25 protein-coding genes and 1 tRNA gene are annotated in these 24,921 nt (G+C 70.8%); 13 read left to right on the top strand and 13 right to left on the bottom strand.

Translation table 11 applies throughout. The features are described 5' to 3' along the window. Window positions 1–18: 18 nt before the first annotated feature. Window positions 19–660 (bottom strand): TetR family transcriptional regulator, encoded by a 642-nt coding sequence (locus QQS16_RS14850; protein ID WP_286062141.1) that lies wholly within the window; start codon window positions 658–660, stop codon window positions 19–21. Between the two features lie 113 nt (window positions 661–773). On the opposite strand from QQS16_RS14850, the gene QQS16_RS14845 reads away from it, so the two are divergent. After that, entirely contained in the window at window positions 774–2,399 is a 1,626-nt protein-coding gene (locus QQS16_RS14845; protein ID WP_286062140.1) for an MFS transporter, read from the top strand. A 322-nt stretch (window positions 2,400–2,721) separates the two neighbouring features. Next, window positions 2,722–3,033 (top strand): small hydrophobic protein, encoded by a 312-nt coding sequence (locus tag QQS16_RS14840; protein WP_286066327.1) that lies wholly within the window; start codon window positions 2,722–2,724, stop codon window positions 3,031–3,033. A gap of 68 nt (window positions 3,034–3,101) precedes the next feature. Here the strand turns inward: QQS16_RS14840 and QQS16_RS14835 are convergent, their stop codons facing one another. Both QQS16_RS14835 and aceE read right to left on the bottom strand, forming a co-directional pair. Further along, on the bottom strand, window positions 3,102–3,839 hold the full coding sequence (locus QQS16_RS14835; protein ID WP_286062139.1) for a potassium channel family protein: 738 nt from the start codon (window positions 3,837–3,839) through the stop codon (window positions 3,102–3,104). Window positions 3,840–3,915: 76 nt separating this feature from the next. Continuing rightward, on the bottom strand, window positions 3,916–6,663 hold the full coding sequence (gene aceE, locus QQS16_RS14830) for a pyruvate dehydrogenase (acetyl-transferring), homodimeric type (RefSeq protein WP_286062138.1): 2,748 nt from the start codon (window positions 6,661–6,663) through the stop codon (window positions 3,916–3,918). A gap of 386 nt (window positions 6,664–7,049) precedes the next feature. On the opposite strand from aceE, the gene QQS16_RS14825 reads away from it, so the two are divergent. The 6 genes from QQS16_RS14825 (at window position 7,050) to QQS16_RS14800 (ending at window position 11,454) form a co-directional block, all read left to right on the top strand. Continuing rightward, window positions 7,050–7,487, top strand: coding sequence for a DUF3052 domain-containing protein (locus QQS16_RS14825; protein WP_030678242.1), 438 nt, complete (start codon window positions 7,050–7,052; stop codon window positions 7,485–7,487). Between the two features lie 110 nt (window positions 7,488–7,597). After that, window positions 7,598–8,056 carry a peroxiredoxin gene (locus QQS16_RS14820; RefSeq protein ID WP_286062137.1) on the top strand — a complete coding sequence of 153 codons (459 nt, stop codon included), beginning with the start codon at window positions 7,598–7,600 and terminating at the stop codon, window positions 8,054–8,056. Between the two features lie 113 nt (window positions 8,057–8,169). Beyond that, a complete protein-coding gene (locus tag QQS16_RS14815; RefSeq protein WP_286062136.1) occupies window positions 8,170–8,745 on the top strand; it encodes a calcium homeostasis/redox stress adaptation protein in 576 nt (191 codons plus the stop codon). Window positions 8,746–8,845: 100 nt separating this feature from the next. After that, on the top strand, window positions 8,846–9,421 hold the full coding sequence (locus QQS16_RS14810) for a TerD family protein (RefSeq protein WP_286062135.1): 576 nt from the start codon (window positions 8,846–8,848) through the stop codon (window positions 9,419–9,421). 49 nt (window positions 9,422–9,470) lie between these two features. Next, a complete protein-coding gene (locus tag QQS16_RS14805) occupies window positions 9,471–10,619 on the top strand; it encodes a DUF475 domain-containing protein (protein WP_286062134.1) in 1,149 nt (382 codons plus the stop codon). Window positions 10,620–10,716: 97 nt separating this feature from the next. Next, complete coding sequence (locus QQS16_RS14800) at window positions 10,717–11,454, top strand: TerD family protein (RefSeq protein ID WP_286062133.1); 738 nt, start codon at window positions 10,717–10,719, stop codon at window positions 11,452–11,454. A gap of 14 nt (window positions 11,455–11,468) precedes the next feature. On the opposite strand, the gene QQS16_RS14795 is transcribed toward QQS16_RS14800, so the two are convergent. Then, the gene (locus tag QQS16_RS14795) at window positions 11,469–12,332 is read right to left on the bottom strand and encodes a TerD family protein (RefSeq protein ID WP_286062132.1); all 864 of its coding nucleotides are present in this window, start codon (window positions 12,330–12,332) and stop codon (window positions 11,469–11,471) included. A gap of 207 nt (window positions 12,333–12,539) precedes the next feature. Between QQS16_RS14795 and QQS16_RS14790 the strand changes: the two genes are divergently transcribed. From QQS16_RS14790 to QQS16_RS14780, 3 genes are read left to right on the top strand one after another with little or no spacing between them, the layout of a single operon-like run. After that, complete coding sequence (locus QQS16_RS14790) at window positions 12,540–13,706, top strand: HpcH/HpaI aldolase/citrate lyase family protein (RefSeq protein ID WP_286062131.1); 1,167 nt, start codon at window positions 12,540–12,542, stop codon at window positions 13,704–13,706. A gap of 41 nt (window positions 13,707–13,747) precedes the next feature. Next, window positions 13,748–16,243 (top strand): phosphoribosyltransferase, encoded by a 2,496-nt coding sequence (locus QQS16_RS14785; RefSeq protein ID WP_286062130.1) that lies wholly within the window; start codon window positions 13,748–13,750, stop codon window positions 16,241–16,243. Beyond that, window positions 16,243–17,058 carry an HAD family hydrolase gene (locus QQS16_RS14780; protein WP_286062129.1) on the top strand — a complete coding sequence of 272 codons (816 nt, stop codon included), beginning with the start codon at window positions 16,243–16,245 and terminating at the stop codon, window positions 17,056–17,058. Before QQS16_RS14785 ends, QQS16_RS14780 begins: the two co-directional genes overlap by 1 nt. A gap of 105 nt (window positions 17,059–17,163) precedes the next feature. Here the strand turns inward: QQS16_RS14780 and QQS16_RS14775 are convergent, their stop codons facing one another. From QQS16_RS14775 to QQS16_RS14760, 4 genes are all read right to left on the bottom strand, one after another. Then, window positions 17,164–17,844, bottom strand: coding sequence for a DedA family protein (locus QQS16_RS14775; protein WP_286062128.1), 681 nt, complete (start codon window positions 17,842–17,844; stop codon window positions 17,164–17,166). Between the two features lie 95 nt (window positions 17,845–17,939). Further along, the gene (locus tag QQS16_RS14770; RefSeq protein WP_286062127.1) at window positions 17,940–18,164 is read right to left on the bottom strand and encodes an FmdB family zinc ribbon protein; all 225 of its coding nucleotides are present in this window, start codon (window positions 18,162–18,164) and stop codon (window positions 17,940–17,942) included. 43 nt (window positions 18,165–18,207) lie between these two features. Next, window positions 18,208–19,590, bottom strand: coding sequence for a hypothetical protein (locus QQS16_RS14765; protein ID WP_286062126.1), 1,383 nt, complete (start codon window positions 19,588–19,590; stop codon window positions 18,208–18,210). A 74-nt stretch (window positions 19,591–19,664) separates the two neighbouring features. Beyond that, window positions 19,665–20,489, bottom strand: coding sequence for a DUF4097 family beta strand repeat-containing protein (locus QQS16_RS14760; RefSeq protein WP_286062125.1), 825 nt, complete (start codon window positions 20,487–20,489; stop codon window positions 19,665–19,667). Between the two features lie 257 nt (window positions 20,490–20,746). On the opposite strand from QQS16_RS14760, the gene QQS16_RS14755 reads away from it, so the two are divergent. Then, a tRNA-Val gene (locus QQS16_RS14755) sits at window positions 20,747–20,818 on the top strand. Window positions 20,819–20,866: 48 nt separating this feature from the next. On the opposite strand, the gene QQS16_RS14750 is transcribed toward QQS16_RS14755, so the two are convergent. From QQS16_RS14750 to QQS16_RS14730, 5 genes are all read right to left on the bottom strand, one after another. Further along, the gene (locus tag QQS16_RS14750) at window positions 20,867–21,220 is read right to left on the bottom strand and encodes a DUF8825 domain-containing protein (RefSeq protein ID WP_286062124.1); all 354 of its coding nucleotides are present in this window, start codon (window positions 21,218–21,220) and stop codon (window positions 20,867–20,869) included. Between the two features lie 236 nt (window positions 21,221–21,456). Beyond that, complete coding sequence (locus tag QQS16_RS14745) at window positions 21,457–22,083, bottom strand: PAS and ANTAR domain-containing protein (protein WP_286062123.1); 627 nt, start codon at window positions 22,081–22,083, stop codon at window positions 21,457–21,459. Between the two features lie 352 nt (window positions 22,084–22,435). After that, window positions 22,436–22,606, bottom strand: a complete 171-nt coding sequence (locus QQS16_RS14740) for a hypothetical protein (protein WP_286062122.1) — start codon at window positions 22,604–22,606, stop codon at window positions 22,436–22,438. A gap of 53 nt (window positions 22,607–22,659) precedes the next feature. Next, window positions 22,660–23,082, bottom strand: a complete 423-nt coding sequence (locus QQS16_RS14735; RefSeq protein ID WP_286062121.1) for an Hsp20/alpha crystallin family protein — start codon at window positions 23,080–23,082, stop codon at window positions 22,660–22,662. A 163-nt stretch (window positions 23,083–23,245) separates the two neighbouring features. Beyond that, window positions 23,246–24,337, bottom strand: a complete 1,092-nt coding sequence (locus tag QQS16_RS14730) for a ketopantoate reductase family protein (protein WP_286062120.1) — start codon at window positions 24,335–24,337, stop codon at window positions 23,246–23,248. Window positions 24,338–24,446: 109 nt separating this feature from the next. On the opposite strand from QQS16_RS14730, the gene QQS16_RS14725 reads away from it, so the two are divergent. Further along, complete coding sequence (locus QQS16_RS14725; protein WP_286062119.1) at window positions 24,447–24,677, top strand: DUF2277 domain-containing protein; 231 nt, start codon at window positions 24,447–24,449, stop codon at window positions 24,675–24,677. Window positions 24,678–24,921 lie beyond the last annotated feature (244 nt).

Genomic DNA, 24,921 nt, shown 5'->3' with positions numbered 1-24,921 from the left:
TGTAACTGGGACGGAACGTCAGCCTGTTCGCCAGCTGCCCGTCAGCGCCGGCCCCACCTGGGCGAGGTAACGCTCCGTCAGTTCCCGGATCGCCGCCAGGCTGAAGTCCTCGCCGGTGCTCCACTGCCGTCCCGTCACCCGCATCACACCGCTGAACACGGCCACCGCCAGCCGCGGGCGCGGGTCCGCGTCCACGTCGAGGCCCTCGCGCGCGGCGAGCACGCGCGCGATCTCCTCCTCCGCCTCGTCGGAGCGGCGCAGATAGGCGGCGAGCAGCACGGGGGTCGACTCGATCAGCCGGTACATGCGCAGATGGACCTCGACCGGGACGACGGCCTCCACGATCTCGTTGAGGGTGTCCCACCCGTCCAGCACGGCCTGGCGCAGCGCCTCCATCGGGGCCTCGTGCGGCGGGCGCTCGCGCACCGACGCGACGAAGTGCGCCAGGGTCCGGTCCTGGAGGGCCAGGGCGGCCTCCTCCTTGCCCGCGAAGTAGCGGAAGAAGGTGCGCTGCGAGACCTCGACGGCCTCGGCGATGTCGTCGACGGTGGTGCCCTCGTAGCCCCGGCTGACGAACAGTTCGAGGGCGGCCCGCAGCAGCGCGTCGCGGGTGCGCTGCTTCTTCAGCTCACGCAGGCCCGGCCGGGTCGCCGTCTCCATGGGTCTCTCCTTCGAGTCGTTCACCCGGCCCAGGCTAGGGGCAAGTGTCCTGACAGTTACCGACTTGTGAATTGGTTTGTCAATTGTCAGCGGCTGTCATTAGCCTCGAACGCATGACTAGTCAGACCACCCTCGACAAGACGGGGCCGGGGGACGAAGCGTCGTCCTCCTCCTCGGGCTCCTCGGGCCGGCCGGCGTCCGGGCTGCGCGGCCACCCCTGGTTCACGCTCATCACCGTCGCGGTCGGGGTCATGATGGTGGCCCTCGACGGCACCATCGTGGCGATAGCCAACCCGGCCATCCAGAAGGACCTGAACGCCAGCTTCGCCGACGTCCAGTGGATCACCAACGGCTACTTCCTCGCTCTCGCGGTCTGCCTGATCACCGCGGGCAAGCTCGGTGACCGCTTCGGCCACCGGCAGACCTTCCTGATCGGCGTGGTGGGCTTCGCCGCCGCCTCCGGGGCCATCGGGATGTCCAGCAGCATCGCGCTGGTCATCACCTTCCGCGTCCTTCAGGGCCTGTTCGGCGCCCTGCTGATGCCGGCCGCGCTCGGCCTGCTGCGCGCCACCTTCTCCGCCGAGAAGCTCAACATGGCCATCGGCATCTGGGGCATGGTCATCGGCGCCTCCACCGCGGGCGGCCCGATCATCGGCGGTGTCCTGGTCGAGCACGTCAACTGGCAGTCGGTGTTCTTCATCAACGTGCCGGTCGGCGTCCTCGCCGTGGCCCTCGGCGCGTGGATCCTGCTCGACCACAGGGCCGAGAACGCCCCGCGCTCCTTCGACGTGCTGGGCATCGCCCTGCTGTCGGCCGCGATGTTCTGCCTGGTGTGGGCACTGATCAAGGCCCCCGAATGGGGCTGGGGCGACGGCCGGACCTGGACGTTCATCGTGGTGGCCGTCGTCGGCTTCGCCCTCTTCGCCTTCTGGGAGACGAAGGTCAAGGAGCCGCTGATCCCGCTGGCGCTGTTCCGCTCGGTCCCGTTGTCCGCGGGTGTCGTGCTGATGGTCCTGATGGCGATCGCCTTCATGGGCGGCCTGTTCTTCGTGACGTTCTATCTCCAGAACGTGCACGGCATGGGCCCGATCGACGCCGGTCTGCACCTGCTCCCGCTCACCGGAATGATGATCGTCGGTTCCCCGCTCGCCGGCGCGATGATCACCAAGTTCGGCCCGCGCGTCCCGCTGGCCGGCGGCATGGCGGCCGTCGCGATCGCCATGGCCGGCATGTCGACACTGGACGCGGGCACCGGCAGCGGTCTCATGTCTCTCTGGTTCGCCCTGCTGGGCCTCGGTCTCGCGCCCGTCATGGTCGGCGCCACCGAGGTCATCGTCGGCAACGCCCCGATGGAGCTCTCCGGTGTCGCCGGCGGTCTCCAGCAGGCCGGGATGCAGATCGGCGGCAGCCTCGGTACGGCCGTCCTCGGCGCGGTGATGGCGTCCAAGGTCGACAGCGACCTCGCGGGCAACTGGAAGGACGCCGGTCTCCCGCCGCTCACCCCGCACCAGTTGGACCAGGCCTCGGAGGCGGTCCAGGTGGGTGTGCCGCCGGTCGCCCCCAACACGCCGGAGGCCGTCGCCGCGAAGATCGGTGATGTGGCGCACGACACCTTCGTCTCCGGCATGAGCCTGGCGTCCCTGGTCGCCGCCGGTGTCGCCGTGGTCGCCGTCCTGGTCGCGCTGCTCACGAAGCGCGGCGAGAACGCGGAGGCGGGCGCGGGGGTCGGCCACATCTGACCGGGACACGCCGGACCCGCCGAACTCCCGGGAAAAGGGGCCGAGTTCACCTATCAGGGTGACAACGCTAAAGATTCCTCGCATCCAGTACCCGCCACACGTCACAGTGGGTCAAGCACTCCGGTACGGCAAGTTCCCCTGGCAAGTTCGGGGATCTCGTATGAAGAGGGCGACGGCGCTGCGGCGCGCTGCCGGAGGGGGGCGGCGCGCCGCAAGGCCGGAACACCGCGGAAAAAGCCGGGGGATGAGCGGCCGAACCCGGGGTACCCGCATCAACGAACCCGAGAACGAACCCGAACTATTCGAGGGGTTCTGGGAGTTGATGATGGCGAGTTACCGAAGTGGAACGCGCGGACACCCTCGCTCACGTGGCCGGACGTGGTCACGGAGCGGGCCGGATCGCGCGACGCTCGCGATCGTCGGAGCCATCTGCGCGGTCGCCGGCTTCTTCGTGCTGGGGATCATCCTCGGCCCGGTCGCGATCGTCTGCGGCTGGCTTGCCATGGGCCGCAGCTGGGCGGGCGGCAGCCGCTCCGTCCCGGCCCTGGTCGCCCTCGTCCTGGGCGCCATCGACACGCTCCTGGCAGTCATCGCGCTCGCCGGAGCGGCCACCCCGGGGTACGGCATGTTCTGACCCGGGGCGAGTGAGGGAAGGGCCCTCGGTGGGACGACCGGGGGCCCGCCCTCATGTCCCGGCCGGGGTCACGGTCCGGGGGAGCGTTCCCGCAGCGCCGCGACCTCCGTCCGCAGCGCCCGCACCTCGTCGGTCAGCAGCCGGATCGCCTCCGTCTGCCGGCGCTCCTCCAGGTCGTCCTTCTCGAAGCGCGCGATGAACCACGCGGCGATGTTCGCGGTCACCACACCCAGCAGCGCGATCCCGGACAGCATCAGCCCCACCGCGATCACCCGCCCCAGGCCGGTGGTCGGCGCGTGGTCGCCGTACCCCACGGTCGTCATCGTGGTGAACGACCACCACACCGCGTCACCCAGTGTCCGGATGTTCCCGTCCGCCGACTCCCGCTCCACCGACAGCACGGCCAGCGACCCGAACATCAGCAGCCCGACCACCGCCCCCGCGACATACGTCGTCAGCCGGATCTGCGAGGCCATCCGCGCCCGCCGCTGCACCAGCAGCAGCGTCGACACCAGCCGCAGCAGCCGCAGCGGCTGGAGCAACGGCAGCAGCACCGCGCCCAGGTCCAGCCAGTGCGTCCGGATGAACCGCCGACGGTCGTCCGCGAGGAACAGCCGCACCAGGTAGTCGACGGCGAACGCGGCCCACACCACCCACTCGACCGCCGTGCACGCGTCCGTCAGCGACCGGCTCGCCGGGCTGACCACGATGGGCACGGCGTACGCGACGGCGAACAGCACCGCGAGCGCCAGCAGGGGCCGTTGCGTGCGCCGCTCCCAACGCACCTGCGCCGATGGTTCTTTCATGACCGCATCGTAAAGAAACGGTAAGGGCGGCGGGGCCCCAGGCCCCACCGCCCTCGGTCGTGCCTGCCGGACGGCGCTACGCGTCGCCGCCCGCGGCCCCCGGATCGGCCGCCGTGACGTCGAGCAGCTGGTAGCGGTCGATGGCCTGCTTCAGCACCGACCGGTCCACCTTGCCCTCCTTGGCCAGCTCGGTCAGCACGCCCACCACGATCGACTGCGCGTCGATGTGGAAGAACCGCCGGGCCGCCCCGCGCGTGTCCGCGAAGCCGAAGCCGTCGGCGCCCAGCGACTGGTACGCCCCCGGCACCCACCGGGCGATCTGGTCCGGAACCGACCGCATCCAGTCGGACACGGCCACGAACGGTCCCTGCGCGCCGGTCAGCTTGCGCGTCACGTACGGCACCCGCTGCTCCTCCTCGGGGTGCAGCAGGTTGTGCTCCTCGCAGGCCACGGCGTCGCGCCGCAGCTCGTTCCAGGAGGTGGCCGACCAGACGTCGGCCTTCACGTCCCACTCCTCGGCGAGGATCTTCTGCGCCTCGACCGCCCACGGGACCGCCACACCGGACGCCATGATCTGCGCCGGGATCGACCCCGAGGTGCCCTCGCTGAAGCGGTGGATGCCCTTGAGGATGCCCTCGACGTCCACGTTCGCGGGCTCGGCCGGGTGCTGGATCGGCTCGTTGTAGACGGTGAGGTAGTAGAAGACGTCCTCGCCCTGCGGGTGGTCCTCGGAGCCGCCGTACATCCGGCGCAGCCCGTCCTGCACGATGTGCGCGATCTCGAAGCCGTAGGCCGGGTCGTACGCCACACAACCCGGGTTGGTCGAGGCGAGCAGCTGCGAGTGGCCGTCCGCGTGCTGGAGGCCCTCACCGGTCAGGGTCGTGCGCCCGGCGGTCGCGCCCAGGACGAAACCGCGCGCCAGCTGGTCCGACATCTGCCAGAACTGGTCACCGGTGCGCTGGAAACCGAACATCGAGTAGAAGACGTACACCGGGATGAGCGGCTCGCCGTGTGTGGCGTACGCCGAACCCGCCGCGATCAGGGAGGCGGTGCAGCCCGCCTCGGAGATGCCGTCGTGCAGCATCTGCCCTTGCGGCGACTCCTTGTACGCGAGCAACAGGTCCCGGTCCACGGCCTCGTACTGCTGGCCGAGCGGATTATAGATCTTCGCACTCGGGAAGAAGGAGTCCATGCCGAACGTGCGGTACTCGTCCGGCGCGATCAGCACGAACCGCTTGCCGATCTCCTTGTCCCGCATGAGGTCCTTGAGCAGTCGCACGAACGCCATGGTGGTGGCGATGGACTGCTGGCCGGAGCCCTTCTTCACACTCGCGTACGTCTTGTCCTCGGGCAGCGTCAGCGGTTCGGACCGCACCACGCGGGTCGGGACGTAACCGCCGAGCGAGTTGCGGCGGTCGTGCATGTACTGGATCTCTTCCGAGTCCCGGCCCGGGTGGTAGTAGGGCGGCAGGCCGCCCTCCAGCTCCTTGTCGGAGATCGGCAGGTGCAGCCGGTCGCGGAAGCCCTTGAGGTCGTCGACCGTCAGCTTCTTCATCTGGTGCGTGGCGTTGCGGCCCTCGAAGTTGGGACCCAGCGTCCAGCCCTTGATGGTCTTGGCCAGGATGACGGTCGGCTGGCCCTTGTGCTCGACGGCCGCCTTGTACGCGGCGAAGATCTTCCGGTGGTCGTGACCGCCGCGCCCCAGGTGCAGGATCTGGTCGTCGGTCATGTTCTCGACCATCGCGCGCAGCCGGTGGTCGTCACCGAAGAAGTGGTCGCGGATGTACGCGCCGGTCTCGGTGGCGTACGTCTGGAACTGGCCGTCCGGCGTGGTGTTCATCTTGTTGACCAGCACGCCGTCGCGGTCCTGCGCCAGCAGCGGGTCCCAGGTGCGGTCCCACACCAGCTTGATCACGTTCCAGCCGGCGCCCCGGAAGATCGACTCCAGCTCCTGGATGATCTTGCCGTTGCCGCGCACCGGGCCGTCGAGCCGCTGGAGGTTGCAGTTGACGACGAAGGTGAGGTTGTCCAGGCCCTCACGGGCGGCGATGGACAGCTGGCCCAGCGACTCCGGCTCGTCCATCTCGCCGTCCCCGAGGAACGCCCACACGTGCGACTTCGAGGTGTCGGCGATCCCGCGCGCGTGCATGTAGCGGTTCATCCGCGCCTGGTAGATCGCGCCGATCGGGCCGAGCCCCATCGACACGGTCGGGAACTCCCAGAAGTCCGGCATCAGCCGCGGATGCGGGTAGCTCGACAGGCCGTACGGCGCCCTCGACTTCTCCTGCCGGAAGGCGTCGAGGTTCTTCCCGTCCAGCCGGTCCAGCAGGTACGCGCGCGCGTAGATGCCCGGAGACGCGTGGCCCTGGAAGAAGACCTGGTCGCCGCCGTCGCCCTCGTCCTTGCCGCGGAAGAAGTGGTTGAAGCCGACGTCGTAGAGCGAGGCTGAGGAGGCGAAGGTGGCGATGTGGCCGCCGACCCCGATGCCGGGACGCTGGGCCCTGGACACCATGACCGCGGCGTTCCACCGGGTCGCGTTCAGGATCCTGCGCTCGATGTCCTCGTTGCCGGGGAAGAACGGCTCGCTCTTGGTGGGGATGGTGTTGACGTAGTCCGTGCTGCGCATCTCGGGCACGGCCACGCGCTTCTCGCGGGCGCGCTCGATCAGCCGCAGCATCAGATAGCGGGCCCGCTCCCGGCCGCGCTCGTCGACGGCGGCGTCCAGGGAGTCGAGCCACTCCTGGGTCTCCTCGGGGTCGAAGTCAGGAACCTGACTCGGAAGGCCGCCAATGATGATCGGGTTGCGATCGGATCCGGAAGCCACGCTGTTCCTTACCTGTCAGAGGGCTGCTGGTCCCTGTGTGCTGAGGGTTCACGGTCTGCCTGCATCGTTCCCCATCGTGTACCTCGGGACGGCAAACGTCACCTCTACTGTGGGGTAACCGAGTCCTGGTCCAGCACTCGGTCCAGGGGTTCGTCCCCGGAGAAGGTTCCCAAACGCACAAACAGGGCAGAAAGGTGTGGGCTGCGTCACCCGGGAGCCGGGACGACGTGCCGTAGGTTGCGGCGACACGGCCGGGAACGTCACCGTTTCGGCGGTCTGAACGGCCGGGTACTTGCGCGATCCGTCCCGCCCGTGTGGACTACGGCCAATGCTGCGCGCACGCGCGTGGCTGAGACATTCACCGAAATACGATCAGGAGGCAACCCGTGAGCGCGACCGCGGACCACGCGGAGGAGCGGACGAACCCTGCCGTCAGGCTGGGGTTCCAGCCCGAGCAGGTGGTCCAGGAGATCGGCTACGACGACGACGTAGACCAGGAACTCCGCGAGGCCATTGAGGAAGTCATCGGCAGCGACCTTGTGGATGAGGACTACGACGATGTAGCCGATGCCGTGGTGCTGTGGTTCCGCGACGAGGACGGCGACCTGACGGATGTGCTGGTGGATGCCATCACGTACATCGAGGAGGGCGGCTCGATTCTGCTGCTGACGCCGAAGACCGGCCGGGACGGCTACGTGGAGCCGAGCGACATCTCCGAAGCCGCGACGACGGCCGGGCTCTCCGCGTCGAAGAGCGTCAGCGTCGGCAAGGACTGGAGCGGCAGCCGGCTGGTGACGCCGAAGGCCGCGAAGTCGAAGAAGTAACCCCTTGAACGCCGGACGGGCTGGCACCGCCAGCCCGTCCGATGCCGTTCGGCGGTCGCTGCGTAGGGTGGACGTCACCCGAACAGCCCCACCGAAGGGACATCCAGGAGATGGCGATCCAGGTCGGCGACAAGGCCCCCGACTTCGAGCTCAAGGACAACCACGGCGCCACCGTGCGGCTGTCGGACTTCCGCGGCGGCAAGAACGTCGTCCTGCTCTTCTACCCCTTCGCCTTCACCGGTGTGTGCACCGGCGAGCTGTGCGAGCTGCGTGACAACCTCCCGAGGTTCTCCGACCGCGACACCCAGCTGCTCGCCGTGTCCAACGACTCGATCCACACCCTGCGCGTCTTCGCCGAGCAGGAGGGCCTCGACTACCCCCTGCTGAGCGACTTCTGGCCGCACGGCGAGGTCTCCCGCGCCTACGGCGTCTTCGCCGAGGACAAGGGCTGCGCGGTGCGCGGCACCTTCGTCATCGACAAGGAGGGCCTCGTCCGCTGGACCGTCGTCAACGCCCTGCCCGACGCGCGTGACCTGAACGAGTACGTGGAGGCGCTCGACACCCTGTGATTGTTCGGCTCCAGGGACTGCGGGGTACGGGAACCCGTCACTAGGATCGACTCGTTGATCCGACATCGAACGCACGGCGGGGCTCCCCGCCCCTGGACACCAATGGAGGACTCGTGGGAGTCAGCCTCAGCAAGGGCGGCAACGTATCGCTGACCAAGGAGGCCCCGGGCCTGACCGCGGTCATCGTCGGTCTGGGGTGGGACATCCGCACCACGACCGGCACCGACTTCGACCTGGACGCCAGCGCGCTGCTGCTGAACTCGTCCGGCAAGGTCGCCAGTGACGCGCACTTCATCTTCTTCAACAACCTCAAGAGCCCCGACGGCTCGGTCGAGCACACCGGTGACAACCTCACCGGTGAGGGCGAGGGCGACGACGAGCAGATCAAGATCGACCTCGCCGGTGTCCCGGCCGACGTCGAGAAGATCGTCTTCCCGGTCTCGATCTACGACGCCGAGAACCGCCAGCAGTCCTTCGGGCAGGTGCGCAACGCGTTCATCCGCGTCGTGAACCAGGCCGGCGGCGCCGAGATCGCCCGGTACGACCTGTCCGAGGACGCCTCGACCGAGACCGCCATGGTCTTCGGCGAGCTGTACCGGCACGGCGCCGAGTGGAAGTTCCGTGCCATCGGCCAGGGCTACGCCTCGGGTCTGCGCGGCATCGCCCAGGACTTCGGCGTGAACGTCTGAGCGGTCGTCCAGCTCCACTGTCCGGCGTCGCACGGTTTGGGTGCGGCGCCGGACGTGCAGGACAACCAGAGAAGCACCGCCTCGGGGAGGGACCAGCAACATGGGCGTCACGCTCGCCAAGGGAGGCAACGTCTCCCTGTCCAAGGCCGCACCCGACCTCGCCCAGGTGATGATCGGGCTCGGCTGGGACGCGCGCTCCACCACCGGAGCCGACTTCGACCTCGACGCCAGCGCGCTGATGTGCGGCAAGGGCCGGGTGCTGGGGGACGAGTGGTTCGTCTTCTACAACCAGCTCACGAGTCCGGACGGCTCGGTCGAGCACACCGGGGACAATCTCACCGGTGAGGGCGACGGCGACGACGAGTCGATCCTGATCGACCTCTCCAAGGTGCCGCCGCAGTGCGACAGGATCGTCTTCCCTGTCTCCATCCACCTGGCCGACGAGCGCGGTCAGACGTTCGGACAGGTCAGCAATGCCTTCATCCGTGTGGTCAACCAGGCCGACGGCCAGGAACTCGCACGCTACGACCTCAGCGAGGACGCCTCCACCGAGACCGCGATGATCTTCGGTGAGGTCTATCGCCACCAGGGCGAATGGAAGTTCAGGGCCGTGGGGCAGGGGTACGCGTCGGGACTGCGGGGCATCGCTCTAGACTTCGGAGTCAATGTTTCGTAAAGCCGAGTACGGCGCGGTCAAGACCCGTACTTACAGGATTGGGTAGCCAGTGGTTCTGAAAACCTTCGGCTGGTCGTTCGCGGTCACCGCGCTCGGCCTCGTCGCGGCGGTCTTCTACGGGGGGTGGACCGCTTTCGGTATCGTGGCGATCCTCTCCGTCCTCGAGATCTCGCTGTCCTTCGACAACGCAGTGGTCAACGCCGGCATCCTGAAGAAGATGAGTGCCTTCTGGCAGAAGATCTTCCTCACCATCGGCATCCTCATCGCCGTCTTCGGTATGCGGCTGGTCTTCCCGGTCGTCATCGTCGCGGTCAGCGCCTCCATGGGTCCGATCGAGGCCGTCGACCTCGCCCTGACCGACAAGGACCGCTACGAGCAGCTGGTGACCGACGCGCATCCGTCGATCGCCGCGTTCGGTGGCATGTTCCTCCTCATGATCTTCCTCGACTTCATCTTCGAGGACCGGGACATCAAGTGGCTGGGCTGGCTGGAGCGGCCGCTCTCCAAGCTCGGCAAGGTCGACATGCTGTCGGTCTGCATCGCCCTGGTCGTGCTGATGATCTCCGCGATGACCTTCGCGACCCACGCCCACCAGCACGGCGGGACGCACGCCGACAAGGCGGAGACGGTCCTCCTCTCCGGCATCGCCGGCCTGATCACCTACATGATCGTGGGCGGTCTCTCCAGCTACTTCGAGGACAAGCTCGAAGAGGAGGAGGAGCGCGAGCACGAGCAGGAGGAAGAGGCCGTCCGCGCCGGCAAGCCACGCTCGGCGGTCGTCGTGGCCGGCAAGGCCGCGTTCTTCATGTTCCTCTACCTGGAGGTCCTGGACGCGTCGTTCTCCTTCGACGGCGTGATCGGCGCGTTCGCCATCACCAACGACATCGTGCTGATGGCGCTCGGCCTGGGCATCGGCGCCATGTACGTCCGGTCGCTCACGGTCTACCTGGTCCGCCAGGGCACCCTCGACGACTACGTGTACCTGGAGCACGGCGCGCACTACGCGATCGGCGCGCTCGCCATGATCCTGCTGATCACGATCCAGTACCAGATCAACGAGATCATCACCGGCATGATCGGTGTCGTCCTGATCGGCTGGTCCTTCTGGTCCTCCGTGCGCCGCAACAAGGCGCTGGCGGCGGCTGAGGGAAAAGCGTCGGGCACGGACGAGAAGACTGAGGTGTCGTCCGGGGTGTGATCACCTTCTGAACGCGGAACGCTCTGTGCGGGGCGGTGTCGAGGACGACTCCTCGGTGCCGCCCCGCAGGCCTGTGACATGAGACGTGGGGGCGGGAATGGGTTTCTTCGACGGGCTCCTGGGCGGGCGTGAGGCCGTGTTCGACTCCGGCAGTGCCGCCAGCAACGCCATCGAGCTGACCAAACGGCACAGCCAGGTCTCCCTGACCAAGCAGGGCGCGGCCACCGGGCATCTGCGCGTCAACCTGGCCTGGCGGATGCGGACGTCCGACTTCGGCGGCTCCCAGCGGGAGAGCCTGCTGCGGCACCCCTTCCGGGCGCTCAAGCCGCCGGAGGTCCTCGGGCACAGCCAGAGCATGGTCAACGTCGACCTCGACCTGGGCTGCCTGTACGAGCTCCAGGACGGCACCAAGGGCGTCGTCCAGCCGCTCGGCGGCTTCCTCGGGGACGTCAACGGGGCGCCGTACGTGAAGCTCAGCGGCGACGACCGGTTCGGCTCGGCGTCCGGCGAGACGATGTACGTCAACCTCGACCACCGTGAGTCCATCAAGCGGCTGCTGGTCTTCGTGTACATCTACGACCAGACACCGGCGTTCGACCGTACGCACGCGATCGTGACGCTGTACCCCAGCAACGGCCCGCGCATCGAGATAGGCCTCGACGAGCGGCACCCCCAGGCCCGGTCGTGTGCGGTGGTGATGATCGAGAACGTGAAGGGGGAGGTGCTGGTGCGGCGCGAGGTGAAGTTCGTGTACGGATTCCAGGCGGAGCTGGACCGGCTGTACGGGTGGGGACTGCAGTGGGGGCGGGGATACAAGGCCAAGACCGAGCGCTGAGGGGGGCGCTCCCGTCACCGTCCGATGAACTGCGGCCCCTGCGGGGGCAGGCGGAACTCCGGGTCCGGGGCGGTGGCTGCCGCCTGCGGGTAGCCGTACGCCGGCCGGCTCGCCGGGTGCGGATAGCCGTAGGCCGACTGGGCCGCGGCGGCCACGGGCTGCTGGGGGTAGCCGTAGGCCGGCTGGGTGGGGACGCCCGGCGGCTGCTCCGGGGGCATCGGCGGGGAGGAGATGTCGGACGCCTGCTGGGTCGGGGCCGACGGCTGGGGCGCGACCGGGACGACCGCGGTCGCCGTGATGTCCGGCGCCGCCGCCGGTGTCTCCTCCGCCCCCTCCGACTCGTCCACCGAGATGCCGTAGTCCGTCGCCAGGCCCTGTAGCCCGTTGGTGTAGCCCTCACCCAGCGCCCGGAACTTCCAGCCATCGCCGCGCCGGTACAGCTCCCCGCAGATCAGCGCGGTCTCCCGGCCCGTCTCCGGCTTGATGTCGAAGTGGGCCAGCGGCTCGCCGTCGGGCACCGTGGCGTCGTACAGCAGGATCCGCAGGCCCTGTACGCGGTCGAAGGTGACGTCCTCCGCCGAGGCGACCAGCAGGATCTGGCTGACGTCGGCCTCGACCCCGGAGAGATCTGTCTGGATCGTGTCGGTGGGGCCCTCGACGACGCGCTTCTTGCCGAGCAGCCAGACCTTCCCGGACGGATGCCGGGGCTGGTTGTAGAAGACGAAGTCCTCGTCGGATCGCACACGACCGTCGGGACCGAGGAGCAGCGCCGAGGCGTCGACGACCGGCACCCCCTGCCCGGGCGACCAGCGCAGCACGGCACGTACCGTGGTGGCTTCGAGCGGGACGTTCGACCCCTTCAGCATCGCGTGCGTCATGCGGTCATCCTGCCTTCTCGGTCCTGGTCACGACAATGCGGGGTACTCGCTTCCTCGGAGGTGTCGTAACCCCGTGGATGCGGGTGTGTTCGCCCGCGTTACCAGAAATTCATGCCTCACGGGAACCCGTGACATGGATGTCTACGTACTATTACCGGCCACTGTGAACCGCTCACAGCGGCTGCTCGACCACCACGGGGGAGATCCATGCGTCATTTCGGGCACATCGCCCCTGAGGTGCGACAGCGTCTCTTCCACCAGGAGCCCTGCACGTTCACCGCGGACTCCCCGGCCCGGCTGCTCGCCGCGGCCCTGGGGGCCACGCTCTACAGCCCCGCCACCCGGCCCAGACTCGCCGACGACATCGTCAAGCAGACCGAGCGCGGCGTGGTCTCGATGGTGCTGTGCCTGGAGGACTCGATCGGCGACGACGACGTCGCGGACGCCGAGGAGAACCTCGTCCGGCAGTTCACGGACCTCGCCGGACGGGGCACGGCGGACCTGCCGCTGCTGTTCGTCCGGGTGCGGACGCCGGAGCAGATCCCCGACCTCGTACGGCGTCTGGGGCCCGCCGTCCGGCTGCTGTCCGGGTTCGTGATGCCGAAGTTCACCGCGGAGCGCGGCATCCCCTTCCTGGAGGCCCTCCAGCTCGCCGAGGCCGACAGCGGGCGGCGCCTGTTCGCCATGCCGGTGCTGGAGTCGCCCGAGCTGCTGTACCGCGAGTCGCGGGTGGAGACCCTGGAGGGCATCTTCCGCGTGGTCGACAAGTACCGCGACCGGGTACTGGCGCTGCGCCTGGGCGTGACCGACTTCTGCTCCTCGTACGGGCTGCGCCGGGCCCCCGACATGACCGCGTGGGACGTGCAGATCGTCGCCTCCGTGATCTCCGACGTGGTGAACATGCTGGGCCGGGCCGACGGCACCGGATTCACGGTGACCGGGCCGGTGTGGGAGTACTTCCGCGTCCAGGAGCGCATGTTCAAGCCGCAGCTGCGCCGCAGCCCCTTCCTGGAGGGCCAGGCGGAGGAACTGCGCGAGGCGCTCATCGAGCACTCCATGGACGGGCTGCTGCGCGAGATCACCCTCGACCAGGCCAACGGGCTGCTCGGCAAGACCTGCATCCACCCCTCGCACGTGCTGCCGGTCCACGCACTGTCGGTGGTCAGTCACGAGGAGTTCAGTGACGCCCAGGACATCCTGCGGCCGGAACGGGGCGGTGGCGGGGTGCTCAGGTCGGCGTACACGAACAAAATGAACGAAGTGAAGCCGCACCGCGCCTGGGCCGAGCGGACCATGCTGCGCGCCGAGGTGTTCGGCGTGGCGAACGAGGACATCGGCTTCGTGGAGCTGCTCGCGGCCGGTATCCCGGCCTGAACCGGCCGCATCACCTCAACCGGCTTCTATTCAAGGGACGCATGAACAACGCAGTGAACGACGACGGGGTCTGGTCCGGCAGCTGGGTCGCCGAGCGGCTCGGCGTCGAACTCGTGGGCGACGACGAGCTGACCGGCCTGCTCGGGCTGGCGCTGCGCCGCAACCCCAAGCGGGCGCATCTGCTCGTCTCCCACGTGCTGGGCAAGCACATACCGCAGGCACCGTCCGTCGTGTACGGCTACGGCTTCGCCCTCGGCCGCCGCGTGCGCTCCCTGCTGGGCGACGACGAGGCCGGCCGGGCGGTCGTCCTCGGGTACGCGGAGACCGCCACCGGCCTCGGCCACTGTGTCGCCGACGGCCTGGGCCCGGCGCCCTGTCTGCACTCCACCCGCCGCCCGGTGCTGGGCGTGGCCCCGGCGGGCGGCTTCGAGGAGTCCCACTCGCACGCCACCTCCCACCTGCTGCTTCCCGAGGACCCGACGCTGCTGGTCGGCGACGGGCCACTGGTGCTGGTCGACGACGAGTTCTCCACCGGGAACACGATCCTCAACACCATTCGTGACCTGCACGAACGCTATCCGCGGCGACGGTATGTGGTGGTCGCCCTGGTCGACATGCGCTCGGCGGCCGACGCCGGCCGGCTGGACGCGTTCGCCCGCGAGATCGGTGCCCGGGTGGACCTGGTCGCGGCGGCCTCCGGGACGGTGCGGCTCCCCGAGCGCGTGCTGGAGAAGGGGCAGGAACTGGTCGCGCGGCACGAGGCGGCGGTCGCGACCGGTGCCGCCGACGCCTCCGCGAGGATCCCCGCCGGGGCGGAGTCGTACGGCCGTGTGACCCGGGTCGACCTGCGCTGGCCCAGTGGCCTGCCCGACGGCGGGCGGCACGGCTTCACCGCCCGGCATCGCACGCGCCTGGAGCGAGCGCTGCCCGCCATGGCCGCCCGGCTCGCGGAGGCGATACCCGGCGACGCCCGGCGAATCCTCGTGCTCGGCTTCGAGGAGCTGATGTACGCACCGCTGCGGCTGGCCCGTGAACTGGAGCAGGTCACCGACGCCGAGGTGCGGTACTCGACCACCACCCGCTCGCCCGTCCTCGCGGTCGACGACCCCGGGTACGCGATACGCAGCCGCATCGTCTTCCCCGCCCACGACGACCCGGCCGACGGCCCCGGCGAGCGCTACGCCTACAACGTCGCGGGCGCCGGCTTCGACACCGTCGTCGCCGTCGTCGACTCGGTCGCCGACACGCCCGCCCTGCACGCCCCGGACGGCCTGCTGGCCCGGCTCGCCGCACACACCCCGCAGGTCGTCCTCGCGGTCGTCCCGTCCTACACACCCGAGCCGCTGTACGTCGCCGTTCCCCCTGGAGAGAGATCCGACATGCTGCCCGAGCCCCTTCGCGGCCCCGCCTTCTCCTCGTACGCGCCCGAGGAGGTCGGCTGGCTGCTCCAGGACCTCTCGGACGTGACGCTGGAGGCGCCGACCGAGGAGCGCGAGGAGGCCATCCAGAGCGGCGGCGCGCACTACGCCGAGTCGCTGCCGGTGGAGTACCAGCCCAGCGAGCGCTACCAGGAGCTGTTCCACACGGCGCTCCAGGAGTCGGCCGCGCGACTGGCGCGGGCGGTGGGCGCGGTCACCGAGATCGTGCTGGCCGAGCGCTCGCCGAGGCCCGTCCTGGTGTCGCTGGCCCGCGCGGGCACCCCGATCGGGGTGCTGATGCGCCGCTGGGCCCAGTTCCGGCACGGCCTCGACCTGCCGCACTACGCCGTGTCCATCGTGCGCGGCCGGGGCATCGACGCCAACGCGCTGCGCTGGCTGGCCGCCCACCACGACCCGGCCGACGTCGTCTTCGTCGACGGCTGGACCGGCAAGGGCGCCATCACCCGCGAACTCGCCGACGCCATCACGGAGTTCGAGGCCTCCGACGGCATCACCGGCTTCGACCCGGAGATCGCGGTGCTCGCCGACCCCGGCTCGTGCGTGCGGACGTACGGCACCCGCGAGGACTTCCTCATCCCGTCCGCCTGCCTCAACTCGACGGTGTCCGGCCTGATCTCGCGTACCGTCCTGCGTGCGGACCTGGTCGGCCCGAACGACTTCCACGGCGCGAAGTTCTACCGCGAACTCGCCGGCGCCGACGCCTCGGTGGCCTTCCTGGACGCGGTCGCCGCCCGCTTCCCCGAGGTCGTCGACGCCGTCGACACCCAGGCCAAGGACCTGCTCTCCGGTGACCGCGCCCCCACCTGGGAGGGCTGGGCGGCCGTCGAGCGGATCAGTGAGGAGTACGGCATCCACGACGTGAACCTCGTCAAGCCCGGCGTCGGCGAGACCACCCGGGTGCTGCTGCGCCGGGTGCCGTGGAAGATCCTCGCCCGGGCCGGCGCGGGCGCCGACCTGGACCACGTCCGTCTGCTGGCCGAACAGAGAGGTGTCCCGGTGCAAGAGGTCGCCGAACTCCCGTACACCTGCGTGGGGTTGATCCACCCGAAGTACACCCGGGGTGCGACGGGCGCCGACGGCCGGGCGGTGACGGTCTGATGCCGGTACTGGTGGCGAGCGACCTCGACCGTACGCTGATCTACTCCGCCGCGGCCCTCGCGCTGACCATGCCGGACGCGCGGGCCCCGCGACTGCTGTGCATCGAGGTGCACGAGAGCAAGCCGCTGTCGTTCCTGACGGAGACGGCCGCCGGACTGCTCGGGGAACTCGGGGACGCGGCGGTCTTCGTACCGACCACGACCCGCACCCGCAAGCAGTACCAGCGCATCAACCTGCCGGGTCCGCCGCCCACGTACGCGATCTGCGCCAATGGCGGCCACATCCTGGTGGACGGAGAGTCCGACCCCGACTGGCACGCGCGGGTGACGGCCCGGCTGGCCGAGGAGTGCGCGTCGCTGGACGAGGTGCGCGACCATCTGATGGCGACGGCCGACCCGCTCTGGGTGCGCAAGCACCGGATCGCCGAGGACCTCTTCGCCTACCTGGTCGTCGAACGTGAACTCCTCCCGGAGGACTGGGTCAAGGAACTCGCGGTCTGGGCGGAGAACCGCGGCTGGACGGTCTCCCTCCAGGGCCGCAAGATCTACGCCGTTCCCAAGCCGCTCACCAAGAGCGCGGCCATGCACGAGGTCGCCCGCCGTACCGGCGCCGACCTCACCCTCGCCGCCGGCGACTCCCTCCTCGACGCCGACCTCCTCCTCGCCGCGGACCAGGGCTGGCGCCCGGGCCACGGGGAACTGGCGGAGGCCGGCTGGACGGCACCGTCGATCAGCGCGCTGCCCGAGCGGGGCGTGCTGGCGGGGGAGCGGATCCTGCGGGAGTTCCTGCGCGTGGTGCGGGGCGGGGTGTCCTGACGGAGCGGGACGTCCTGGCGGAGCGGGGCGGCTGACCGGCGGGCGCGGACTCGCCGGCGGGCGTCTTCCGGCCGCGCTGCCGCGCCCGCAGGGCCGGCCACGCGGCTACGGGCGCTGGTGCGCTTCCCGCTGCTGCCTGCGGCGGCCCGATCCCGGTCGCCGCAGCAGCCGTGTCCCGACGAACGCCAGCACCGCCACAGCGGCGAGGACGAGGACCACCTTCGAGTACGCGGAGACGATCGTCGTGACCTCGGTCCAGTTGTCGCCCAGGGCGTAACCGGCGAGCACGAAGGCGGTGTTCCACAGCGCGCTGCCCAGCGTGGTCAGGGCGAGGAACAGCGGCAGGCGCATGCGCTCGACGCCGGCCGGCACCGATATCAGACTGCGGAAGATCGGGATCATCCGGCCGAAGAACACCGCCTTGGTGCCGTGCCGCAGGAACCACGCCTCCGTCTTCTCGATGTCCGTCACCTTCACCAGCGGCAGCCGGGCCGCTATCGCCACCGTGCGGTCACGGCCGAGCAGGGCACCGACCCCGTACAACGCCAGCGCGCCGATCACCGAACCCGCTGTCGTCCACAGCAGGACGGCGAACAGGTCCATGCGCCCGCTGCTCGCCGCGAACCCCGCGAGCGGCAGGATCACCTCGCTGGGCAGCGGAGGGAAGAGGTTCTCCAGGGCGATGGCGATGCCGGCGCCGGGCGCGCCCAGTGTGTCCATGAGGTCGTTGACCCACTGCGGGCCCGGACCTCCGTCCGTGACCGTCTGCGCTGCGATGGCTGTCATGCCGTCCACGCTAGAAAACCGTTGCTGAAGGCACCCTGAGGAAGACCGCGTGATCCGCCGCGGTCCTCCTCGGCCCACAGGCGCCTCGGGTGGCGTCAGCCGCAGCAGCCCCCGCCGCAGCAGCCGCCTCCGCCTCCGCCGCCCGCGCCGGGGGACGGGGCCGGGGCGGAGGCCGAACCGCCGACGGCCACCGTGGACAGGAGCTTCACCGTGTCGTCGTGGCCGGAGGGGCAGGCGGTCGGGGCGGAGGACTCCGCCATCGGACGGCTCAGTTCGAAGGTGTCGCCGCAGGTCCGGCAGCGGTACTCGTAGCGAGGCATGAGCACAGGTTAACCGGCGCCCGCGTATCGGCGCGGGCGCGTGTCAGTGTCCGGACCCGCGCTCCTCCCGGATCTGGTTGACGACCCGGGTGACCGACTGCCGTACCCCCTCCGTCTCCGTCAGGAAGTGCCAGTAGTCGGGGTGGCGGCCCTCCAGGGTGGCGACCGCCCGGTCCAGGCGGGCGACCGCCTCGTCCAGGGGCCGTGCGTGGCGGGGGTCGGGGGTGTGGCGGCCGGCCATGGCCAGGCGCTGGGCGTCCCGGATGGCGAAGCGGGTCCGGTCGATCTCCTGCTGGGGGTCCTTCTGGACGGCGTTCAGGCGGCGCAGCCGGTCGCCGGCGGCGGAGACGGACTCGTCGGTCGTGTTCAGCAGGGCGCGGACCGTCGACAGCAGGGCGGTCGCGTCCGGCCAGCGCTGTTCGTCGCGTGCGGCGCGGGCCTCCCGCAGCTTCAGCTCGGCCTGCGCCACGTTCTGCTCGGCCTGCTCCGGGATGTGCTGGAGGTCCTGCCAGCAGGCGACGGTGAAGCGCCGGCGCAGTTCGCTCAGGATCGGCTCGACCTGGTCGGCGCGGGTCGTGAGGGCCTCGGCGCGGGTGCGCAGGGACACCAGCCGGTGGTCGATCTCGGCGGCCCGCTCGGGCAGCCGCTCGGCCTCCACCCGGACCGCCTCCGCCTCCCGGGCCACCCGCTCGGCGCGCTCCAGGGTCTGCGGCACACCGTGCTGTCCGGCGCCCTGGTTGAGCTTGGTCAGCTCGGGGCCGAGGGCGGCGAGACGGGCGGCGAGGTCGTCCGCCTTCAGCCCCGAACCCCGTACGGCGTCAAGGGCGTTCGACGCGGCCAGCAGTCCCTGGCGGGCCCGCTCGACGGCCGGGGCGAGCCGGGCCAGCTGGGTCTCGGCCTTGCCGAGCAGCGGCCCGAGACCACCGGTGAACCGGTCCAGTTCCCGCTTGACCCGTTCCAGCTCGTCCTTGGCCCGGGTGAGCGCGGTTCGTGCCTGGGTGGCGGCCGAGGTCTCCAGGTCGTCCCGGTCGAGGTCGCAGGCGTCGACCGCCTGGATGTACTGGCGGCTGGCCTCGTCGATGCGCAGGCCGATCGCCTCGAACTCGGCGACCGCGCGCCGGGCGGCCGGGGAGTCGTCGACCGCGGTGATGGTCTCGATCGAGATCCGCAGATCGCGCTGGGCGGTGTCGAGGTCGTAGAAGGCCGCCGCGGCGGCGTCCTTCGCGGCCTGCGCCTCGGCGCGCTGGTTCTCCGCGCGCCCGCCGAACCAGCGCCGGGTGCCGCCGCCGGCGAAGGCGACGGGCAGCGCGAGCGCGGCGACGAGCGGCAGCCCGACCAGGGTGAGGGTGTCGCGGAGCGCGGTCCGCACGGGACGGGGTGCGCGTGGCACCAACGGCGAGTACGACTGCGATGGTGTCGCCGTCACATCCCTCTCCCGTGCTGTCATCCGTCCTGCCCCGTGTCATTCTCCCACCGGTTGAGGACGAACACACGGGCCGTTCAGTTCGCGGTTCGGACCGTGACTTTGCCGTCACCGGTCCGCGCGGACACCACGTGGGAGCTGGATTCGTCCCGGGGCACGGACACGTCCACCCCGCCGTCGCCGGTCTGCGTGGTCACGCGGTACGCGGCGCGCGGCAGCACCACCGTGACCGAGCCGTCCCCGGCGCGGGAGTCCACCCGGTCCGGTACGGCGCCGAGTTCGAGGTGGACCGAGCCGTCGCCGCTGCGGGCGCTGACCCGCCGTGAGGAGACGTCCGCGCGGACGGAGCCGTCCCCGGTGCGCAGGTCCAGCGGGCCGGAGGTGTCGCTGACGCGGACCGAACCGTCGCCCGTGCGCACGCTCAGCGGGCCGGAGGTGTCGGTGACGCGGACCGAACCGTCTCCCGTGCGGATGCTCAGCGGATCCTCGAAGCCCCGCGCGCGGACGCTGCCGTCGCCGTCCTCGACCTTGACGGCGATCCCGCGCGGCACCTCGATGCGGTGCCTGGCCGCGCAGTCGGCCACCACGCCCGAGCACCTCATCCGCAGCTTCAGCCGGTCGTCCGTCATGGCCCAGCTCACCTCGGGATCCTTGCCGAGGGCGACCGTGCCCTGGAACCACCGGGTGACCTCGACCTTGCCCGCCGGGTGGGTGTCCGCGGCGACGATCTCCAGGGCCGAGTCGTCGGAGTCGATGGTGAGGGTGCGTCCCTGCACGGCGAAGGACCGGTGGTCGGGCTCCTTGTCGTCCCCGGCGGAGGCACCACAGGCGCCGGCTCCCGCCACGAGGACCGCGACGACACCGGCCGCGGCGACGGTACGGGCGGCAACGGAACGGAACATGACGATCTCCCCCTGGGACGGCCGGCGAAGGTCCGGCGGACGCTCCGCGCGCCCGCCCCTCCTCTTCGCTCTTCGTGCTTCGACCGTACGGATCCGGCGCCGGCCGGGGGATCCTGCGTACTCCCGGGTTCCGGGTGGGGATAACCCCCGTACGGGGGCCCCGTACGGGCCCTCGCGACAGCCCCTCGCACGGGGAGCGTCCCCCGCGCGGGTTTGCGGGGCAGTGCCCCGGGCAAGGTAGGCTGTCGACTCGTCTCGGGTGCGTAGCTCAGGGGTAGAGCGCCTGCCTTACAAGCAGGATGTCGGCGGTTCGAAACCGTCCGCGCCCACACCGGAAGAGGACCCCGGCCGATCATGGCCGGGGTCCTCTCGTCGCTTCAGGTCCTCTTCTCCTCCGGCCTCTCCGGAGCCTCGTGCGCGTGCTTCAGCTTCATCCGGGCGTCCACGCGTCCCGCCCCCGTGACCTCCGCCCAGAAGCGGTGACCACTGACGAAGACCGCGAGTTCGTGCTCGCGCTGCCGGAGCTTCTCCACCTCGGCCTGTTCGTCGGCCGTCCAGCCGGGGGAGGCGGGGCGTTCCACCTTGCGCCAGCCGTTGTCGTCACTGAAACCGTCCAGCGGCTCGACCGACCAGGGAAGCCGTTTGAGCAGGGCCGACAGCTCGGCCCGGACCTGATGCAGCTCCTCCTGACCGGCGAGGAGGTCACTCGGAAAGTCATAGGTCGTAGCCACGACGCTAATGCTACGCCTGTTCGATTTTGGGAGGCGAGTTGCTCGGGGGACGAGTTGTGCGGAGTCGCGAGACGCCCGGAGCAGCTCGGTGCGCCGGCGGGCGTGCGCGGGCCGGCCCCGGGCGCGCACTCGCCGGGGCGCCCCGGGGCACCCCGGGAGTGCTGGTCCGCCGGACTGCCTTTCCAACCGGCGGGCTGCCACCCCAGTACCCCGGCGGGTCGGCCCGTACGCGGATCTCAGCGCCGGTCGAGCGGGTACAGCGCCCGGGACACCCGCTGGTGCAGATCGTGCTGCGGATCACCGGGTGTCGTCGGGGCGGCCTCGCGCAGCGTCCGGGCGAGTGTGCGGAGCTTGACGTTGGTGTGCTGGGAATGGCGGCGCAGGATCCGCAGTGCCACGTCGGCGTCGACGCCGTACAGCGCCATCAGCACGCCCCGGGCGATGTCCACGTCCTCCTGTGATCTCCGGGCCCGGGCGATGTCGTCGGCGGCGGCGCGGAGCGCGGCGTCCGTCACCGCCTGCCCCAGGTCGACGAGGAAGCCGCGCAGGACCACGACGTCGTCGCCGTCGCGCCGCCCGTCGCCGACCAGCACCACCTGGTGTTCGGTGCCGCCCTTGTCCTGGACGCGCAGGAAGCAGGTGAAGGGCCGGCCGGTGCGCCTCCCCGGGTTCAGGGCCCGGTCGAGCAGCGAGTGGTCCTCGGGATGGACATGGTCCCGCAGCAGGGCCGCGGAGGGCGGCAAGGTGTCGGCCTCGTAGCCGAGCAGCCGGAACAGGTCGTCCGACCACCACCAGGTGTCCTCCGGGACCCGGAAGACGAAGACCCCGGTCAGTTCGGTCAGTTGCTCGTCTGCGTCGGCCACTGTCGTCCCCTCCTGCTGTGCGGCGGAACGGGGTGCTCCGCCCTCCGGCGGTCGGTCCCGGTCCCTTGTGCGGCGACGACCCGCGTCAGACCCGCCCCATGGCATCGCCTGCCGCGGGACGAGGATCCGGCGCTCCCGGACCTCCGCTGTCGTTCACGGTGGCCGGGCCCTCCCGGGGAGGTGCCTCACCGCCGTGCCCAGGGGGCCGCATCAACATATCGACGACCCTAACGCCCGCCCCGCTCGTCCACTCCCGCCGCGAGGGCGCCGCGGGGCGGCCGGGACGGACGCTCACGTCTCGCGGCCGGCCCGCGCCGGTGCGGCTGAGTGGCGTGCCGGGGTGCCGATCCTGTCAGTGGCGTACCGGGCCGCTCAACACCGCGCGCAGACGCTGGTGGCGGTCGAGGTCCTGCCAGGTGTCGTGGTCGGGCGGGCCCGGGCAGCCGCGGCCTGCTCTCCAGGCCCACACGCTCGCGGTGATGCCGGTGCACAGCGGGATGAGCAGCCACAGCAGGGCGCTCACGGTCGAACTCCTCTCGTCGTCGGTGACCTGCCTCCGCGGGGGCCGGGCGGCCGTCAGGCCGTGAGCTGCCTGCGACCGCCGTTGATGGCGATCCTGCGGGGCTTGGCGTGCGCGGCGAGCGGGATGCGCAGGGTGAGGACACCGTTGTCGTAGCGGGCGTCGACGGCGTCGGTGTCCAGGGCGTCCGAGAGGGTCAGCCGACGGGTGAAGCGGCCGGTGAGCCGTTCGGTGAGCACCGGCTGGGCCCCTTCGGGGATGGGGGAGGGGCGGTGCGCGGTGAGGGTCAGCATGCCGCGTTCGACGGTCAGATCCAGGTCGGCGGGGTCCATGCCGGGCAGGTCGAACTGTACGTAGAGAGCCTCGTCGTCGCGCCAGGCGTCCGCCGGGATGAGGGCGTCGGCCGAGGCGGGGGCGGCGTGCGCGAGCTGATGCGTGAGGCGGTCCAGATCACCGAGGGCACCGGTGCGCGCGAGCATTGTCCTACTTCTCCCTTCACTTCGTGGACGTCGGGCCGGCGAGGCGCCCCGACGGGCAGGTGCCGCTTCTTCATATAGCTTCCCGCAGAACGATTGACAAGTCCCGGCTGGATGAAATTGATGGGAGGGGACTCAAGTGGGCGCCTCGGCCCCTCCCGTGTTCTCAGACTCCTCCTGGGTCACTCAGTTCCCCGACCACGCGGGCCGTCACCGGTGCCGGCACGCCGTGTCGCCCGGCCGCGCGCAGCAACGCCCCGCCGATCGCGTCGAGTTCCAGCGGGCGGCCCGCCTCCGCGTCCCGTTGCATCGACGATCTGGTGGCGGGCGGGAAGGCGTCGTAGCGGGCCAGGGCCTCGGCCGGGTCCGCGGGTCCGCCGGACGCGGAGCTGACCGCGGCGGTCTCCTCCACCAGGGCGGTCAGCTCCGCTCGGTGACGCGTACGGATCTCGCCGAGAGGCAGACCGTAACGGGTCGTCAGGAGGGCGAAGGGCGCCAGGAACGACATCTTCGCCCACAGGGCCGCCGTCTCGTCGGTCAGGACCCGGGTGGGCGGGCCGGCGGCGGTGAGGGCGGCGGCCAGGGCGTCGAGACGCTCGCGCGGAACCCCGTCGCCCGCGAGGTCCAGCTCGACGAAGGGACTGGTGTGCTCGATCACGCCCGGGGCCACGCGGGTCGACTCGACGCGGATCACGGCGGGGGCGACGCGGTCCGGACGGTAGCGGGCGCGCAGGGTCGCCGGGTGTTCGACGCCGTTCAGGAGCGGTACGAGGAGGGCGTCGCCCAGGGACGCGGGCGGGACGCGGTCAAGGGCGGCGTCCAGGGAGGTGTGCTTGACCGCGACCAGGCAGGCGTCGACCGGTTCACGCAGGGCGGTGTCCGCCTCGACGGGCACGGTGAAGTCGCCGAAGCGTGCGCTGCGGAGGCGGATGCCGGACGTCCGCAGCGTGTCGGCGGTCTCCTCGCCGGCCAGGCAGATCACGCGGTGCCCGGCCCTGGCGATAAGCGCGGCGAGCAGGCCGCCGGTGCCGCCGGGGCCCAGGACGGCCACGGTGAGCGGGCCGGAGGCCGTTCCGTCGGCGCCGGTGAGCGGGCGGGGCGCCGTTTCGTCGGCCACGGTGAGTGGGCTGGGCGCCGTTTCGTCGGCCACGGTGAGTGGGCTGGGCGCCGTTTCGTCGGCCACGGTGAGTGGGCTGGGCGCCGTTTCGTCGGCCACGGTGAGTGGGCTGGACGCCGTTTCGTCGCCGTACGTCGTCATGCTGTGGGTTCCTCTCGTCGGTCGGCCCCGGGACGGTGGCCGCCTCGGGGATCTTCGCAGGCGGGGGGTTCCGGGGACATGGGGCCGACCGAGGGGCGAGACTGGGGGTATGTGCCGCAGTATCAAGACGCTCCGTCCGCCCGTGTTGCCCGAGGAGGCGACGGAGGAGGAGATCCGGGCCGCTGCCTTGCAGTACGTGCGGAAGGTGTCCGGGTTCCGGGCGCCGGCCGCGCACAATCAGGAGGTGTTCGATCGGGCCGTCGATGTGATCGCCGAGGCCACGGCCGAGCTGCTGGCCGGGCTGGAGGTGCGGGGAGCGCCCGCGCGCCGGGCCGGGTAGGGCGGGTCGCCGTCGGCCCGGCTGGGGACGGGTGCCTGGGGGGGGGCGGACGCCGGGTCGGGCTCCGTCGGCCGGAGGTGGTCGGGTGCCGGGTGCCGGGCCGGGTGAGCGGCCGGTGCTGGTGCCGGGGGATGGATGCCGCTCACCGGCGCGGGCCCGGTGCCGCCGCGCCCACCCGTGCCGCCCCAGCGGCACGACTGCCCGCGGTGGGGGCGGTGCGGCGGGTCGCGGTTGGCCTGGAACT

The organism is Streptomyces sp. ALI-76-A (genome assembly GCF_030287445.1).
Lineage (GTDB): Bacteria > Actinomycetota > Actinomycetes > Streptomycetales > Streptomycetaceae > Streptomyces.
Note: the sequence above shows the minus strand (reverse complement) of the source record. Positions and strands in the feature narration are given on the sequence as shown.